The 14996-nt window shown below is 72.6% G+C and carries 16 protein-coding genes; 8 read left to right on the plus strand and 8 right to left on the minus strand.

Annotation, left to right across the window (positions count from 1 at the left end):
- Positions 1-2: 2 nt before the first annotated feature.
- The 3 genes from BKA14_RS11060 to BKA14_RS11070 are packed head-to-tail and all read left to right on the plus strand — an operon-like array spanning position 3 to position 2127.
- Entirely contained in the window at positions 3-995 is a 993-nt protein-coding gene (locus BKA14_RS11060) for an SEC-C domain-containing protein (protein WP_184950842.1), read from the plus strand.
- Between the two features lie 16 nt (positions 996-1011).
- Positions 1012-1215: a hypothetical protein gene (locus BKA14_RS11065; protein WP_184950843.1), complete on the plus strand. Its 204-nt coding sequence runs from the start codon at positions 1012-1014 to the stop codon at positions 1213-1215.
- Positions 1216-1254: 39 nt separating this feature from the next.
- Entirely contained in the window at positions 1255-2127 is an 873-nt protein-coding gene (locus BKA14_RS11070) for an NmrA family NAD(P)-binding protein (protein ID WP_184950844.1), read from the plus strand.
- A 921-nt stretch (positions 2128-3048) separates the two neighbouring features.
- On the opposite strand, the gene BKA14_RS11075 is transcribed toward BKA14_RS11070, so the two are convergent.
- On the minus strand, positions 3049-3468 hold the full coding sequence (locus BKA14_RS11075) for a VOC family protein (RefSeq protein ID WP_184950845.1): 420 nt from the start codon (positions 3466-3468) through the stop codon (positions 3049-3051).
- 239 nt (positions 3469-3707) lie between these two features.
- On the opposite strand from BKA14_RS11075, the gene BKA14_RS11080 reads away from it, so the two are divergent.
- Positions 3708-5894: a glycoside hydrolase family 3 N-terminal domain-containing protein gene (locus BKA14_RS11080; protein WP_203721855.1), complete on the plus strand. Its 2187-nt coding sequence runs from the start codon at positions 3708-3710 to the stop codon at positions 5892-5894.
- A 69-nt stretch (positions 5895-5963) separates the two neighbouring features.
- On the opposite strand, the gene BKA14_RS11085 is transcribed toward BKA14_RS11080, so the two are convergent.
- Positions 5964-6785: an SDR family oxidoreductase gene (locus tag BKA14_RS11085; protein WP_203721853.1), complete on the minus strand. Its 822-nt coding sequence runs from the start codon at positions 6783-6785 to the stop codon at positions 5964-5966.
- A gap of 187 nt (positions 6786-6972) precedes the next feature.
- On the opposite strand from BKA14_RS11085, the gene BKA14_RS11090 reads away from it, so the two are divergent.
- The gene (locus tag BKA14_RS11090) at positions 6973-7191 is read left to right on the plus strand and encodes a hypothetical protein (RefSeq protein WP_184950847.1); all 219 of its coding nucleotides are present in this window, start codon (positions 6973-6975) and stop codon (positions 7189-7191) included.
- On the opposite strand, the gene BKA14_RS11095 is transcribed toward BKA14_RS11090, so the two are convergent.
- Positions 7166-8020: an alpha/beta fold hydrolase gene (locus BKA14_RS11095; protein ID WP_203721851.1), complete on the minus strand. Its 855-nt coding sequence runs from the start codon at positions 8018-8020 to the stop codon at positions 7166-7168. The genes BKA14_RS11090 and BKA14_RS11095 overlap by 26 nt on opposite strands.
- Before the next feature lie 82 nt (positions 8021-8102).
- On the opposite strand from BKA14_RS11095, the gene BKA14_RS11100 reads away from it, so the two are divergent.
- Together BKA14_RS11100 and BKA14_RS11105 are read left to right on the plus strand one after the other, a co-directional pair.
- A complete protein-coding gene (locus BKA14_RS11100) occupies positions 8103-8570 on the plus strand; it encodes a CGNR zinc finger domain-containing protein (RefSeq protein WP_184950849.1) in 468 nt (155 codons plus the stop codon).
- A gap of 87 nt (positions 8571-8657) precedes the next feature.
- Positions 8658-10058 carry a PepSY-associated TM helix domain-containing protein gene (locus BKA14_RS11105; RefSeq protein ID WP_184950850.1) on the plus strand — a complete coding sequence of 467 codons (1401 nt, stop codon included), beginning with the start codon at positions 8658-8660 and terminating at the stop codon, positions 10056-10058.
- A 21-nt stretch (positions 10059-10079) separates the two neighbouring features.
- Here BKA14_RS11105 and BKA14_RS11110 read toward each other — a convergent pair whose 3' ends face one another.
- Positions 10080-10877: an SDR family NAD(P)-dependent oxidoreductase gene (locus BKA14_RS11110; protein ID WP_184950851.1), complete on the minus strand. Its 798-nt coding sequence runs from the start codon at positions 10875-10877 to the stop codon at positions 10080-10082.
- Positions 10878-10947: 70 nt separating this feature from the next.
- Here BKA14_RS11110 and BKA14_RS11115 point away from each other — a divergent pair, with 70 nt between their 5' ends.
- A complete protein-coding gene (locus BKA14_RS11115; protein WP_184950852.1) occupies positions 10948-11877 on the plus strand; it encodes a LysR family transcriptional regulator in 930 nt (309 codons plus the stop codon).
- On the opposite strand, the gene BKA14_RS11120 is transcribed toward BKA14_RS11115, so the two are convergent.
- The 4 genes from BKA14_RS11120 to BKA14_RS11135 form a co-directional block, all read right to left on the minus strand.
- Complete coding sequence (locus BKA14_RS11120) at positions 11856-12389, minus strand: copper resistance CopC family protein (RefSeq protein ID WP_184950853.1); 534 nt, start codon at positions 12387-12389, stop codon at positions 11856-11858. The genes BKA14_RS11115 and BKA14_RS11120 overlap by 22 nt on opposite strands.
- Positions 12386-13567 carry a Dyp-type peroxidase gene (locus BKA14_RS11125; protein ID WP_184950854.1) on the minus strand — a complete coding sequence of 394 codons (1182 nt, stop codon included), beginning with the start codon at positions 13565-13567 and terminating at the stop codon, positions 12386-12388. The genes BKA14_RS11120 and BKA14_RS11125 overlap by 4 nt, the downstream gene beginning before the upstream one ends.
- Positions 13564-14124 (minus strand): copper chaperone PCu(A)C, encoded by a 561-nt coding sequence (locus BKA14_RS11130; protein WP_184950855.1) that lies wholly within the window; start codon positions 14122-14124, stop codon positions 13564-13566. The genes BKA14_RS11125 and BKA14_RS11130 overlap by 4 nt, the downstream gene beginning before the upstream one ends.
- A 90-nt stretch (positions 14125-14214) precedes the next feature.
- Positions 14215-14589 carry a hypothetical protein gene (locus BKA14_RS11135; protein WP_184950856.1) on the minus strand — a complete coding sequence of 125 codons (375 nt, stop codon included), beginning with the start codon at positions 14587-14589 and terminating at the stop codon, positions 14215-14217.
- Between the last annotated feature and the right edge of the window lie 407 nt (positions 14590-14996).

The following is a 14996-nucleotide window of genomic DNA, read 5'->3' on the forward strand; positions in this document are numbered from 1 at the left end:
GCGTGGCTTTCAAAACCGAGCTGACCAGCTCCGACCTGAGTGAGATCCGGCAGTCCGCCCTGGGTGCGGCCGACCCGCTCGGCATCGCCGCCGACCTGGCCGACGCCGCCGAGGCGGGCCGTCTGGCGGACAAGGACGACGCGGGTTACGCCCTCGCGCTCGCCGCCGAGATCGCGGAGAGCCGCGCGAAACTCGACGCCGCGCTGCGCTACGTCGAGCGCGCCGTCGAGGCGTACGGGGAAAGGGACGACAGCCAGGCCGGCGCCGCCCGCGCCCTGCACGCGCGCATCCTGTTCCGGCTGGGCCGCTCCGACGAGGCGCTGGCCCGGCTGGAGCCGCTGCGCCCACTGCTCACCCGCTATCCCGACGCGGCCGCCTTCGTCACCGCCGCCCTGGGCGCGGGCCAGGAACACCGGCTGGCCGAGAAGTGGCTGACCGAGGCCGTGCAGGAGGGCCTGGGCGCCTCCGGCAGCACGACCGAGCCGTCGTCGGCCGAGGACGCCGGGGTGCTGTTCTTCCTGCTGCAGCAGCGGCACCGGCTGCGCCACGCGCTGGGCCTGCAGCACGACACGCACGACAACCTGGCCGAGCGGCTCGAGACCCGGCTGGCCAACGCGGGCGCCACCGCCGGCCCGGCGGTCGACCTGCTGTTCTTCCGGCAGGCCGAGTTCGGCAAGCTGCTCGAGCAGTTCCCGGCATTGTCGTCCGTGTTCGGCGCCGACTGGGACGAGCACCGCGCGATCCTCGAGCGCGAGCTGGTGCGCCTGACCGGCACCGGCCGCACGGGCCTGACCGTGCTGCCCGGCACGGTCGTCGGCCTGACCGGTTTTGCCGGTGCCGACGGTGACGTGGCCGACGCCCGGGTCCGCTCCGGCTACGCCCAGCAGCTGGCCGGCCGCGAGGGGCAGATCACCTGGCCGCCGGAGCGCAACGGGGCCTGCTGGTGCGGTTCGGGCACCAAATACAAGAAGTGCTGCCTGCCCCGCTCCCGCTGACGACTAAACTCCTGGGGTGACCGATCCTGATGAGGATCCGCTGGTTCCTTATCAGGACTCGGATGCCGAACCCGGAACCCGGCGCGGCGACTGGCGATGGCTGATCATCACGGTCGTCGTGCTGCTGGTTCTGTGCGGCGGGGCGGCCGTCGCCCTCAACTCGTGGCTGAGCGACAACGCGGGAAAGGTCCGCGACTCGGTGGCCACGCATCTGCGATGAGCCCGGAAAGTGTCACACCCCCGGTGTTGCATGGGTGGCATGACCATTGCCGTGACCACACCCACCGGACATGTCGGCTCCCACGTCGTCCGCCTGCTCGTCCAGGCCGGCGTGCGGCCGCGCGTGCTGGTGCGCGACCCTGACAAACTCCCGCCCGGCCTGCGCCCGCTGGTCGACGTGGCCCGGGGCGACCTGCTCGACGCCGCGTTCGTGACCGAGGCCCTGACGGGCGCCGAGGCACTGTTCTGGGCCAGCCCCGAGGTGTTCACCGCGCCCGACCCGCTGGCCGACATGGTCACCATGGGCGCACACGCCGCAGCCGCCGTCCGGGCCGCCGGAGTCGGCCGGGTGCTGCAGATCAGCAGCGTCGGCGCCGAACGCCGGCACGGCGCGGGCCTGATCGACGGCCTGGCCCGCAACGAGGAACAGCTGCGCGCCACCGGCGCCGACGTGCTCACCCTGCGCTGCGGCTACTTCTTCACCAACCTGCTCGGCATGCTGGACGCGATGAAGGCCGGGGTGCTGACCACCACGATGCCGCTCGACCAGCCGCTGTCCTGGGTCGACCCGCGCGACGTCGGCGAGGTGGCCGCGGCCCGCCTGCTGGCCGGCTGGTCCGGCAGCGCGGTCGGGGCGGTGCACGGCCCGGCCGACCTGTCGTGGGCCGAGGCCGCCTCGATCCTGTCCACGGCGACCGGCCGCACCCTGCAGGCCCAGCAGATCACCGACGACGACCTGCGCTCGGCCCTGCTCGGCGCGGGCCTGAGCGAGCCCGCCGCGTCCGGCGTCGTCGGCATGACAGCGGGCACCCGCGACGACTTCGAGCCCGACCAGAAGCGCGACTTCGTCAGCACGACCCCGTCCACGCTGGAGTCCTGGGCCTGCACCACGCTGCGCCCGCTGCTGCAGTGAGGAGCCGGCCCCGGGCCAGGTCCCCATCTGCCGTTCCGGCACCGGGTGCCGGCCGGCAACTGCTGCGCGGCAACAACGCGTCCGGCTCGTCCAGCATCGCCCGCGCCAGCTCCCCACCACTGACCGCCATCAACGCGGCCCGTCCGGCAGATGCGCGATGTCGAGCCGCTGCCGGGTCTCCGCCAGCCGCCACTGGACCGTCGGCCCGGCCCGGTCCGGGAGCCCGAGCCCAGCCCAGCAGCCCGAGCCCGAGCCCAGTAGCCCGAGCCCACCCCGGCCCGGCAGTCCGAAGCCAGCCCAGCCCGGCAAGCCTGAGCCCAGCCCAGCCCAGCCCGGTCTGGCCCGGCCCGGCCCAGCAAGCCCAGCCCAGCCCAGCCCAGCCCAGCCCAGGCCAGCCCAGCCCAGGCCCAGGCCAGCCCAGCCCAGGCCCAGCCCAGCCCGGTCCGGCCCAGCCAGCCCAGCCCAGCCCAGCCCAGGCCCAGGCCAGCCCAGCCCAGGCCCAGGCCAGCCCAGCCCAGGCCCAGCCCAGCCCGGTCCGGCCCAGCCAGCCCAGCCCAGCAAGCCTGAGCCCAGCCCAGCCCAGCCCAGCCCAGCCAGGCAGCCCGAGCCCAGCCCGGCCAGGCCCGGGCCAGCGTCGCGTCGGCCACGCGCCCCGTCCCGCTGTCCCCGCCGGCCCACCCGCTGTCCCCGCAGGCCCACCCGCTGACCCCGGGGGCCGATCCGCTGAGGGCTGGGCTGCCGCATACGCGAGCCGCCATGGCTCCGAACCGACCCCGAACCGTCTCGGCGCCCGCCGATCTTGCGAGCGGACACCTCCTCACCCGGATCGGCCTGATCAGCCCGGTCGAGCACGAGCGGCGTGCCTGGTCGGCAGGCATGCCGCCGCCGGGCTCGTGCCGGACCCGATCGCCGTGCTGACGGTCAGACCGCCGTGTGCGTGATGCGCAGGTAGTAGCCGTCGGGGTCGAAGAGCCTGAAGTCGCGCAGCCCCCACGGCTGCTCACGCAGCGGCTCGATGCGCAGCTGCCGCGCCCGGCAGCGGTCGTGCAGAGCGGCCACCTCGTCCGGGCCGCCCAGTTCGAGCACGATCTCGACACCCGCGCCGCGGTGGTGGTCGAGTGCCGCACTCCCGCCGGCGTCCGGTGCGCACCAAGCCGGTCCGGGCCCCGCCTCGTCCCGCGCGGACAACCCGCCGACCCGGCCCAGCCCCAGCGTGACCTCCCCGCGGCTCAGGCTCGCATAGAACTCCTCGCGCCGGATCAGCTCGAAGCCCAGCACGCCGGTGTAGAACGCCGCGCTGGTGTCGAGGTCTTGCACGAAGAGCTCCATCCGAAGTCGCATGCCTCGATCATGCCGCGGCCGGCCGGCCCCGCACCGTGGGCGTCGCGCTCCGGTCGGCGTGGCGGCGCCCTGGGCAGCCGGGCCCGCAGCGAGTAGGCTCCGGCTTACACGTGTAAGCCACCCCGAACGGCAGACGCGATCCCGACCGCCGGGCGATGCTGGGCAGAACGGCTGCGGCCGCGATGCGCGCCTCGCCGGGCCGACCCGCGGGCCGGTGGAGACCGAGGAGAAGAGCGCCCATGGCGAACGTCGAGGAACTGCTGGCGCGCATGTCGGCCGAGGAGAAGGCCGCGCAGCTGACGCAGTACTTCTATTTCAAGCTGCCCGCCGACGCCCAGCCCGACCCGGCCCTCGGGGTCGAGGTCGATGCCCAGCCCCGCAGCGTCGAGGAGGCCCTGGCCCGCGGCGGTGCCGGGTCGCTGCTGTTCGTCACCGACCCGGCCGAGATCAATAGGCTGCAGCGTCAGGCGATCGAGGGCAACCCGCAGGGCGTCCCGCTGCTGTTCGGTTTCGACGTCATCCACGGCCTGCGCACGATCTTCCCGGTGCCGATCGCCATGGCCGCCTCGTGGGATCTCGACACCATCACCCGCGGGCAGGCCGTCGCGGGCCGGGAGGCGCGGGCCGTCGGCATCCATTGGACGTTCGCCCCGATGGTCGACATCGCCCGGGACCCGCGCTGGGGCCGCATCGTCGAGGGCGCCGGGGAGGACCCGTTCCTGGGCGCCGCCGTGGCCGCGGCCCAGGTGCGCGGTTTCCAGGAGCACATCATCGCCGGCCCCAAGCATTTCGCGGGTTACGGGGCGGCGGCCGGCGGGCGTGACTACGACGAGGCCAACATCAGCGAGTACGAGCTGTGGAACGTCTACTTCCCACCGTTCCAGGCCGCGATCGACGCCGGCGCGGGCAACGTGATGACCGCGTACATGGACCTCAACGGCATCCCCGCCTCGGGCAGCCGCTGGCTGTTCACCGAGGTGCTGCGCGACGCTTGGGGTTTCGACGGTTTCGTCGTGAGCGACGCCAACGCCGTGAAGAACCTGGTCACCCACGGCTACGCGCGCGATCTGGCCGAGGCGGGCAAGCGGGCGGTCGAGGCCGGCGTCGACATGGAGATGGCGATCAGCGAACCCGCGTACGGCACGATCGCCGGCGTGGCCGACGACAAAGTGCTCGACGAGCGCGCCCGCAAGGTGCTCGAGGCCAAGCAGAAGCTGGGCCTGTTCGACAACCCGTACGTGGATGAGGCCGCCGCCCGCGAGGTCCTGGCCGACCCGGCCCACCGCGACGCGGCCCGGGTGGCCGCCCAGCGTTCGGCCGTGCTGCTGCGCAACGAGGGCGGCCTGCTTCCCCTCGACGCCGCCGCCCTGAGCTCGATCGCGGTGGTGGGCCCGCTGGCCGATTCCCGCCGCGACATCCTCGGCCCGTGGGTGTTCGATTTCGACCTGGGCGAGACGGTCACCGTGCTCGACGGCATCCGCCGCGCGGCCGGTGACGGCGTACGGGTCGATTTCGCGCAGGGCATCCCGGTCACGCAGCGCACGTTCCCGTCCATGTTCGACATGTTCGGCCGTAACCGGCCCGCCGACCCCGAGGGCTTCGACCCCGGCGCCGAGTTCCAGCGCGCGATCAACGTGGCCACCGCGGCCGACGTCGCCGTCGTGGTCGTCGGCGAGTGGCAGAACATGATCGGTGAGGCCGCGTCGCGCTCGTCGCTGGAGCTGCCCGGCCGTCAGCTGGAGCTGCTGCAGGCCGTGGTGGCCACCGGCACCCCGACCGTGGCGCTGGTCATGAACGGCCGCCCGCTCGACCTGCGCTGGGCCGCCGAGCACGTGCCGGCGATCCTGGACATCTGGTATCCGGGAACGCAGGGCGGCCACGCGGTGGCCGATCTGCTCTTCGGCACGGTCTCCCCCGGCGGCAAGCTGCCCTTCACCTGGCCCCGTACGGCCGGGCAGATCCCGCTGACCTACGCGCACACCACGTCGCACGAGCCGGACAACCAGGCCCGCCGCTACTGGGACGAGGCCAGCACGCCGCTCTTCGCGTTCGGGCACGGCCTGAGCTACGCCACGTTCACCTACGACGACCTCACGATCGTGGAGCACTCCCCCGTACGGGACGGGTCCGTCACCGTCTCGGTCGAGGTGTCCAACGAGTCCGATCGTGAGGCGGCCGAGGTCGTCCAGCTCTACCTGCACCAGCGGCACGGCAGCGCGTCACGGCCCGTACGGGAGCTCAAGGGTTTCGAGCGGGTGATCGTGCCCGCCGGGTCGAGCCGCCGGGTCGAGTTCACGGTCGGTCCCGAGCAGCGCCGCTACTGGAACGCCGCCGCCCGCGACTGGGTGCTCGACGCGTCCACCTTCGACGTGTGGGTCGGCGGCAGTTCCGAAGCCGACCTGCACGGAACGTTCCAGGTCGGCTAGGTCCGGGCGCGGAGGCCGTCGAGCGGACCGTTCAGGTCGGCCCCGACGGCCTCCAGCGCCGGACGGAACCTAGCCCTGGGCCTCGACCGCCAGGGGTTGCCACTCGCGCCAGCCGGCCAGCCGTGACTCGTAGTCGGCGGTCGCGATGCCCAGCGGCGCCTCGCCGAAGAACACGCGCAGCGGCGGGTTCTCGGCGTCCACGATCTTGAGGATGGCCGTCCGCGTCGCCTTCGGGTCGCCCGGGTTCGAGACCCGCCGGCGACGCCCCTCGGCGGCGATCTCGCGCACCTTGTCGTACTCCCCCAGCCGCGTCGCGTGCCGGGCCGACGAGCCGCCCCAGTCGGTGTCGAACCCGCCCGGCTCGACCAGCGTCACCTTCACGCCGAACAGCGCGACCTCCTGCGCCAGGGCCTGGCTGAACCCTTCGAGGGCCCACTTGGAGGCGTTGTAGATGCCGATGTTGGGGAACGCCGAGATCCCGCCGATCGACGACACCTGGATGATGTTGCCGCCGCCGCTCTCCCGCAGGTAGGGCAGGGCGGCCTGGGTGACCCACAGCGCCCCGAAGACGTTCGTCTCGAACTGCAGCCGGGCCTCGTCCTCGCTGATCTCCTCGATCATGCCGAACTGCCCGTACCCGGCGTTGTTGACGATCACGTCGAGCCGTCCGAAGTTCTCGTACGCGCGGGCCAGCGCGGCGACGACGGCCCCGCGGTCGGTGACGTCCAGGGGCAGGGGCAGGACCCTTTCCCCGTACGTCTGGACGAGCGCATCCAGCGAGGACACGTCGCGCGCCGTAGCCGCGACACGATCGCCCCGCTCCAGCGCGGCCTCGGCCCATTCGCGTCCGAAGCCGCGCGAGGTGCCGGTGATGAACCAGGTTCTGGCCACAGGAGGATCCTTTCTCGAACACTCGCCCCCAGTCATACCCCGCGGATCGGCGTCGAGCCGCCCCGTCCCGGGTGACCCGGGACATACGCCGGGACCCGGCTCGTGGCGCGCGGCCCTGCCCGCCCGGGACGCGCCACGGACGCAGTGCCCCCCGGCGACGACGCAGCTCGACCACAGGGCAAACGACATGCCCGTCACCGTCGACCCGGCCCCCGCCCGCACCGGCGGCACCGGCCCGTCGGGCCGCCTGACCGTGGCCGGCGTCAGCCGTGCGGCCTGGGCGGTCGTCGTCCTGGCCCTGCGTCCCCGCCTGACCGGCGCCCGTGACCGACGTCCCGTCGCCGGACCCGAGGCTCACCGGCCCGGGTCCGGCGCGGCCGTCACTGCCGGGGCAGGAACTTCCTGATCAGCTCGCCCACCTCGTCGACGGCGGTCTCGAGCAGGAAGTGGCCGCCGGGCAGCAGGTGGATCTGCGCGTCGGGCAGGTCGGTGGCGAACGCGCGGGCGCCGGCCGGCCCGAAGATCTCGTCACCCTCGCCCCAGACGGCCAGCAGCGGCGGGCGGTGAGTGCGGAAGTACTCGTGCAGGCGCGGGTAGAGCGGCCGGTTGGTGGCGTAGTCGTAGAACAGGTCGAGCTGCACGGCGTCGTTGCCGGGGCGCGACACCAGGTGATAGTCGTGCCACCACGTCGTCGGGTCGACCAGCGTCTCGTCGGGCACGCCGGTCACGTACTGCCAGCGGATCGCGTCCAGGGTCAGCGCCCCGCGCACGGCCGCTTCGGTGGTCGCGTTGCGATCGCGGTGGAAGGCGAACACGTCCGACCAGAATTCCGGGACGAAGCCTTCCTCGTACGCGTTCCCGTTCTGCGTCACGATGGCGGTGATCGCCGACGGGTCGCGCAGGGCCAGCCGCCAGCCGACCGGTGCGCCGTAGTCCTGCACGTAGATCGCGTAGCGCCGCACCCCGAGCTGGTCGAGCAGCCCAGCGGTCAGCTCGGCCAGCGCGTCGAACGTGTAGCGGAACTCGTCGGCGGCCGGGGCGTCGGACAGCCCGAACCCGAGATGGTCGGGCGCGATCACGTGGAAGTCGGCGGCCAGCCGCGGGATCAGCTCGCGGAACATGAACGAGCTGGTCGGGTAGCCGTGCAGCAGCACGATCGCGGGCTTGGCGGGGTCGCCGGCCTCCCGGTAGAAGAGCCGTTTGCCGTCGACCGTCGCGTACCGGTGGAACACCATCGCTCTAACCTCCATCAAAGCTTTTGATAGTTAGAGCCTGCCTCGTGATCGTGTAACCTGTCAAGCGGTGATTGGGGGTTAGATGGACGACGTGCTGCTGCTCACGCTGCTCAACAGCACTCCGATGGTCGACGGGGTACGCACCGACACTCTCGACCTGGAGGCCGACGACCAGGCTCTGCTGCGGGACGGCCGGGACACGCTGCAGGACGTCGTGCGCGGCGCCCGGCCCGCCGCCGCCCTCACCCCGTATCTGCGAGGCGTGGTGTCCCACCCGTCGATCGACAACGGCCGGCTGACCTGGACTGTCGAGGCAACCAGCGCTCGAACTCTGCTCGTACGGGCCATCGCCGCCTGGGACGAGCTCGAACGCACCCGGCCCGGCCGGTTGCGGCCGTGCGCCAACACCGAATGCGCCCTGTTCCTGCTCGACCGCAGCAAATCGAACAGCGCCCGCTGGTGCTCGATGGCCTCCTGCGGCAACAAGCTCAAAGCCCGCCGGCACTATCAGCGCAAGACCGCCGGACCGCACGACGACCGGCCGGCCTAGGGACGGGGCGGGAACTTTTCGCGGACGGCGGGCGACCAACGCAGCGACCGAGTTCCCCCGGCTCCCGTCCCCGCCCCGAGGTGGCCCATGTCGACTGCCGCTCCGCCCACCGTCCGGCCCGCGCAGAGATCGCGCGAGACGCGCAGTTTCGGCCCGCTGCTGTTACGACTGCACTTCTACGCGGGCATCTTCGTCGCGCCGTTCCTGTTCGTGGCCGCGCTGACCGGCCTGGCGTACACGCTCACCCCGCAGCTCAACCAGCTCGTGTACGGCAACGAGCTGACCGTGGCGGCCGCGGACGGCACCCCCAGGCCGCTCGCCGAGCAGATCACCGCCGCCCGGGCCGCCCACCCCGACGGCACGATCGCGACGATCCGCCCCGGCACGGGCGACGCGACCACGCAGCTCGACTTCGACGTGCCCGGCCTGGCAAACGATCGGCAGCACACGGTCTACGTCGACCCGTACACGGCCGAGGTCAAGGGCCGGCTCACCACGTGGTTCTCGTACACGCCCCTGCAGACCTGGTTCGACGACTTCCACCGCAACCTGCAGCTGGGCGACCTCGGCCGGCACTACTCCGAGCTCGCGGCGAGCTGGCTGGCGATCATCGCGCTGGGCGGGCTCGCGCTCTGGTGGCGGCGGCAACGCAGCGCGCGCAGGATGCTCGGTCCGGAGCTGAAAGCGCGCAAGGGCGTACGGCGAACGCGCAGTTTCCACGCCGCGACGGGCGTGTGGCTGACCGTGGGGCTGCTGTTCCTTTCGGCGACCGGGCTGACGTGGTCGCGCTACGCGGGCGAGAACTTCAGCGCGGCCCTCGACGCGCTCGACTCGCGCACACCGACGCTGTCGACCGGTGTCACGGCTCCGGCCGGCGGTCACCACGGCGGCGCCTCCGGAACGGCCGCCTTCGACCCGGCCACAGTGGACTCCGTGATCGGCGTCGCGCGGGCCAACGGGCTCGACGGGCCGCTGGAGCTGACCGTGCCGGCCGACGCCGCGACGGCGTGGTCCGTGGCGCAGAACGACGACACCCTTCCCGTACGCAAGGACAGGATCGCCGTCGACAGCGCCTCCGGGACCGTGGTCGACCGCAGCGACTTCGCCGACTATCCCCTGCTGGCCCAGGCGACCAGCCTCGGCGTCTCCGCGCACATGGGTCAGCTGTTCGGCCCGGCCAACCAGATCCTGCTGGCCCTGCTCGCGCTCGGGCTGCTCACGGTGATCGTCTGGGGTTACCGGATGTGGTGGCAACGCCGGCCCACCCGGTCCCTCGCCGGGGCCCCGCCACGCCGGGGCGCCTGGCTGCGGATGCCGGCGTGGGGCATCGTCGCCGGCGTGCCACTGGTGTTCGGGCTGGCCTGGGTGGTGCCACTGTTCGGCATCCCGCTCGCGGCGTTCCTGCTCGTCGACGTCCTGGTCGGCGCGTGGCGCGGGCGCCGGGTCCCCCCGGAGATCCCGGTCTCCCCGGCGCCCGCGGGCCGTTAGCCTCTCCACGCCCGCCGGCTCCTAACCGAACGCCGCCTCCGAGACCGGCTGCCAGTCGCGCCAGGTCTGCAGCCGCTCGTTGTAGAGAGCTTCGACGGCCGGGAACAGCCGCCCCAGGATGAGCCGCCGGGGCGGCTGCTCCGCGTCGACCAGCTGGAGGATCGCCGGTTTGGTGGCCGCCGCGTCGCCGACCTCGAACTCGTACTCGGGGCGGGCCGGGGCATAGTCCGGGAGTTCCGCGCTGCGCCGCGAGCCCCGGTCCAGCCAATCCGTGGCGTACGGGCCGGGTTCGACGCACGTGACATGGATGCCGAACGGCTCGACCTCCTGGGCGAGGGCCTCGGTCAGCCCCTCCAAAGCCCACTTCGAGGCGTGGTAGGCGCCGATACCCGGGTAGGCCCGCACGCCGCCCTCGCTCGTCACCTGCAGCAGATGCCCGCTCCGCTGCCGGCGCAGCACGGGCAGGGCGGCCTGGGTCACCCAGACGGCCCCGAAGAAGTTCGTCTCCATCTGCTGACGCAGTTCGCGTTCGGTGAGCTCCTCGACCATGCCGAAGTGGCCGTACCCGGCGTTGTTGACCACCACGTCGAGCCGCCCGAAGCGCTGCACCGCGGCGGCGACGGCGGCGAACGCCCCGTCGCGGTCGGTGACGTCGAGTTCGAGCGGCAGCACGGTCTGCGGGAAACGTTCCACGAGGTCGTCGAGCGCCTCGACGGTGCGGGCGGTGGCGGCCACCCGGTCGCCGCGCTCGAGGGCCGCCTCGGCCCACAACTTGCCGAACCCGCTGGACGTACCGGTGATGAACCAGATCTTGGACATGCTTCGAGCCTGGCTCACCGTCCGGCATGCCACCAGCGAATGATCGTCAGATCAGGTATTCCTGGTTGGCATGAGTCTGGATGTGCATCCGCAGCTGCTGCGAGCTTTGCGGGCGGTGCTGGAGACCGGTTCGCTGACCGCGGCGTCCGAGCGCCTGGGCTTCACGCAGTCAGCTCTGTCCAAGCAGATCGCCGCGCTGGAGGCCGCCGCGGGCACCCGGCTGTTCCGCCGGGGGCCGCGCGGGGTGGAACCGACCCCGGCCGCGACCCGGCTCGCGGCCCGTGCGGTCACGATCCTCGACCAGCTCGACGCGGCCGCCCGCGACCTGGCCGAGGTGTCCGCGCCCCTGGACGGCCGGGTGGCGCTGGGCGGCTTCCCCGCCACCGCCATGCGCCTGGCGCCGCGAGCCATCGCCCGGGTGCGGCTCACGAATCCCGCCATCGAGGTCGACTTCCTGGAGTCGTCGACCCCTGTGCAGATCCGCCGCCTGCGGGCCGGCCGGCTCGACCTGGCCATCCTCGGGGTGGGCGCGGATCTGCCGGATTGGGACCTGACCGGCGTCGAACTGGAGACACTGCCGGGCGGCCCGCTGCTGGTGGCCGTGAGCGTGCGGCACCCGCTGGCCCTGGCCGGCCGGCACCGCGTACCCGTGTCCGCGCTGGCCGCCGAGAACTGGATCGCCGGCCGTGGTGCCCGCGGCGAGCCGCAGTTCGGCCCCTGGCCCGGCCTGGCGGAGCCGCGGGTGGTGGCCACCCTGGCCGACTGGTCGACCCGGCTGGGGTTCGTGGCCGCCGGCCTCGGGATCACCACGGTGCCCCGCCTGGCCGCCCAGTCCCTGCCGGCCGAGGTCACCTGCCTGGAGGTCGACGATCCGCACGGGACGGGCCGCACGATGGCGCTGGCCCGCATCGGCGCCCTGCCCGCCCCGGCCGCCGTGGTCCGCGCGGCCCTGTTCGACGAGGCGCGCCGGATCGCCGGCTACACACCGCCCGGACCTTGAACCCGCCCCACCCTCCGCCTCGCAGTGAGCAGGAAGTATGCGGCCAGCCCGACAAGGAGCACACCCACCACGACGACACCGGCGAGCACCGCAGCCGGCACACCGCCCGAGCCGGTTCCGGCGACGGCCTGAGCCGGGGGCACGGCCGGCGGCGCTGCGCCGACCGTGAACGGGTACGAGCCCTGCACAGTGTGCCCGTCCTTCGAGACCACCCGGTAGGCGACCGTGTAGGCACCGTCCGCGACCGGCGACTCCACCGCCACGGTGGCCGTCGCGGCGGCGATCACCGGCTGGCCCGCGGGTACCCGCCGCTGGGCCGCGTCGCTGACCACGACGGTCGTGAACGAGGGATTGAGCTCCTCGCTGAAGCGCAGCGTGACCAGGCCCGGCGAGGCGGGGAGCACGGCCCCGGCGGCGGGCACCGAGGACAGCAGCTGCGCGTGCGCCCACGCCGGCGACGACGGCGAAAGCACCGCCACGACCACGACCAGGGCGGCCAGGACCCGTCTCACCCGAGCACCCGCTCGCCGACCCAGCCGCCCTCGTCGCAGCCGGGCGGCACGGCGAACACGGCCGACCCGATCGGTGTGATCCACTCGTTGAGCAGGTCCTTCTCGGCCAGGCGCCGCTGGATGGGAACGTACTGCTCGGTGATCGACCGCTGGTAGGACGCGAAGATGAGACCCGAGTCGGGATGCCCGGCCGCGTTCGGGACGCCGTCGTAGTTGTACGGCCGGCGCAGGATCTTCAGCTTGGGATCGGTCACGCGGGCCCGCGTGACGTGCGCGAAGTCGGGCATCGCGGGCAGGCCGGAATCGTCCAGCCGGGCGAAGTCGGGTTCGTCGCGCTCCTGCGTGCCGCTCAACGGCGCCCCCGATTCCAGGCGCCGGCCGACCGCGTTCTCCTTGTCGCTCGCGGCCAGGATGTCCCAGGTCTCCATCTCGGCCCGGATGCGGCGCACGACAAGCGTGCTGGAGCCGTCGGGGTTCCACACCGCGGGATCGATCTCGGCGCCGCGCGGGTTGGCGGTGCCGTCCAACTGGCCGAGCACGTTGCGCTGCGTGTGTTCGGGGGCCTGCACGCCGGGGCTGCGCCGGAAACCCTGCTGCACCCAGCGCACCGCCGCGAACGGCCGGGTGTCCTTGATGAGCATCCGCTGCGTGTGCGCGACGGTCAGCGGATCGTCGGCGCAGATCTGCAGCAGGAGATCACCGCCCGACCAGCGGCTCTCGAGCCGGTCGATCCGGAACGCGGGCAGGTCGGCGATCGGTGCGGCGAGACCGGCGGCCCGATACAGGCCCGGCCCGAAACCGAACGTCACGGTCAGCCGGGCGGGCAGGACGGCCAGGGTCGCGTCGGTGTCGCCGAGCGCCGGCACGCCCTGGGTGAGCCGGGCGACGTCGTCGGTGAGCAGCCGCATCATCCGGGCCAGAGCCCGCCGGTCGGTGCCACCGGGCAGGGTGAACGCGACGAAAGCGGCGTGCGCGGGCGGATCCTCGGCGATACCGGCCTGCCGCGGGCCGTGGAACGGCACGGTGGCCGTGCCCGTGGTCAGCGGCGCGGCGTCCGTCCGGGCGACGGGCGCGGGCGCGGCGTCCCGGCCGGTCGTGGCGACCACCGCGGCGCCCGCCGCCACGCCGAGACCGGCCACCGCCGCTCCCCCGGCGAGCAAATGGCGCCGCGTCGTCACGGAGCCATGCTCCCCATCGGCATGCCCGATCCCCCGTGCGCGCCCGGCTCGTAGCTTTCCTCGGCCCCCGCGAACGGCTTGGCGATCGCGCTGAACGGCACCGTCGAACCGTCGGCCAGCTTGAGCGTGAAGGTCACCTCGTCGCCCGGCTCGATGGCCTCCTTCGGCTTCATCAGCATCAGGTGGTCGCCGCCCGGGGACAGCTCGTGCGTGCCCTTGGCCTTGATCACGAAGCCGCCCTCCTTGGGCTGCATGACCATCTTGCCGTCCTTCATCGCCATCTCGTGCAGCTCCAGCGGCGAGGCCGGCGACTCGGCCCCCGTGATCGTGATGTCCGCGCCGGTGTCGTTGACCAGCGTCCCGAACGCGGCGGTCATCGTGCCCGCCGCGGCCGCCTTCACCCACGGATCCTTGATCGTCAACGTGGCCGCGGCCGCGGTCGCCGAGGGCGCCGGCGCCGGTGTCCCGCCGGCCGCGGTGGCCGTGTCGTCGCTGTTCGCACAGCCGGTGAGCCCGAGCACGGCCAGCGCCGCAACCGCGATGAGAGTGTTTCGCATGATGTCCGTTCCTCGTTGGGGACTGCGATGCTTTGGTCCCGATCGAGGCCCGGGAAGTTCCCACCCGTGCTCGACTTTTTCCGCCGGTCCTCAGACGCAGGGCTTCCCCTTGAGGCCCGTGGCCAGCTCACTGCCGTCCGACCCGTTCACGCTGATCGCCGAGATCTTTCCCACGTACGCCACCTCGGCCGCAGCCTCGCACACCTCGCGCGCTTTCGCCTGGTCCGTTCCCGCGTACGACGTCCCGACCGACACGATGGTGCAGTCGCCGATCACTTCGACCACCTCGACGGCCTCCGCCGTCATCTTCTGCGCGACGGCCTTCACGGTGTCGTCACCGCACTTCGGAGCGGGTGTCGCAGTAGGCATGGCATCGTTGGCGTCAGGAATGTCATCGAACAAACTCGCACAACCGGTAAGCGAAAGCGAGGCCACCAAAGACACCAGAACGACTCGAATCTTCATGCCGACAATGCTGGACGGCGCCGCCAAAGGATCCCCAAAGACCGGTCCCCCTCAGTGTCGGCCCGCCTCGACCCCCGCTCACCACCCAGCACCCACCCGTCACAAACCAGCCGATCGTGTCCCCCCACAAAACCGTCACTCACAACACGCCGCATCCTGACCAGACGCTCGCCCCCCGCCCGCGCAGTCCCCAGTGGCAACACGTCGCTTCCTGGCCAGACACTTGCCCCGTCCGCGCAGTACCTCAGTGGCAACACGCCGCTTCCTGACCAGACGCTCGCCCTCGTCCGCGCAGTTACCCAGGGGCAAATACGCGGCTTACTCACCAGGCGCTCGCCTCGTCCGCGAAGTTCCCCAATTCGGCAACACGCCGCATCCTGACCAGACGCTCGCCCCCGCCCGCGCAG

This window comes from Paractinoplanes abujensis (assembly GCF_014204895.1).
Taxonomy (GTDB): Bacteria; Actinomycetota; Actinomycetes; order Mycobacteriales; family Micromonosporaceae; genus Actinoplanes; species Actinoplanes abujensis.